Source organism: Micromonospora coerulea (assembly GCF_016598485.1).
In the GTDB taxonomy this organism is placed as follows: Bacteria; Actinomycetota; Actinomycetes; order Mycobacteriales; family Micromonosporaceae; genus Micromonospora; species Micromonospora coerulea.
In genome coordinates, this window is record NZ_JAEMUW010000102.1 from 1 (window position 1) to 876 (window position 876).

The window sequence follows — 876 nt, forward strand, 5'->3', positions numbered from 1 at the left end:
GCAGGCCCGGTGATCGATGGGTGCGAGGCTCCAGGTAGGACAGCTGTCGACCAAGACTCGAAGCCCCGACCGGGAGCCTCGCCATGCTGTCCTACCCCGCCACGATTCCGTTGTCCAGCCGCACCCTGAACCACCTCGCCGAACGCATCCGCGGCCACCGTAAGCAGCGCCGATCCCGGTGGCGGCGTCTCGAACCCGGCCGGCAGGCGCTGCTCGCTCTCGCCCATCTGCGTAACGGTGACACCTACACCCGGCTCGCGGCCGGCTTCGAGATCGGCGTCGCCACCGCCTGGCGCTACGTCCAGGAGGCGATAGCGCTGCTCAGCTCGGCAGCCGACGACCTGGACACCGCGATGCGACGCATCCGGCTGCTGGCGTACGCGATCCTGGACGGCACGCTGATCCCGATCGACCGGGTCGCCGAGCAGAAGCCCTTCTACTGCGGCAAGCACAAACGCCACGGCGTGAACGTGCAGGTCATCGCGGACGCCGCCGGCCGGCTCGTGTGGGCATCACCGGCACTGCCCGGTTCGGCACACGATCTGACCGCCGCACGCAGTCACGGCATCATCGATGCCCTGAGCAGCGCGGATGTGATGACCTTCGCCGATAAGGGCTACCAGGGCGCCCGTGGCAGCGTGCGCACGCCGTTCAAGCGGCGCCGCTTCCGGCCGAAGCTGTCACGCAGGCAGAAGGCCGTGAACCGGGCCCACGCGAAGATCCGCGCCCGCGGAGAACGAGCGATCGCCACGCTCAAGACCTGGAAGATCCTGGTCAAGCTGCGCTGCTGCCCACGCCGAGCCACCGCGATCGTCCAAGCCATCCTCGTCCTGCACCACGTCGAAACCAACCGCTACGCAGGATGAAAATGGCTCA

Annotated in this window: 1 protein-coding gene; it reads left to right on the forward strand. The window is 68.2% G+C overall.

Going from position 1 to position 876, the window contains the following annotated elements:
* The first annotated feature begins 83 nt into the window (after nucleotides 1-83).
* Nucleotides 84-866: a transposase family protein gene (locus I8N68_RS32470; protein WP_200216924.1), complete on the forward strand. Its 783-nt coding sequence runs from the start codon at nucleotides 84-86 to the stop codon at nucleotides 864-866.
* Nucleotides 867-876 lie beyond the last annotated feature (10 nt).

Bases quoted from the DNA above. Each gene is read 5' to 3' on its own strand.
- I8N68_RS32470 (WP_200216924.1), top strand. From the start codon at position 84: ATGCTGTCCTACCCCGCCACGATTCCGTTGTCCAGCCGCACCCTGAAC.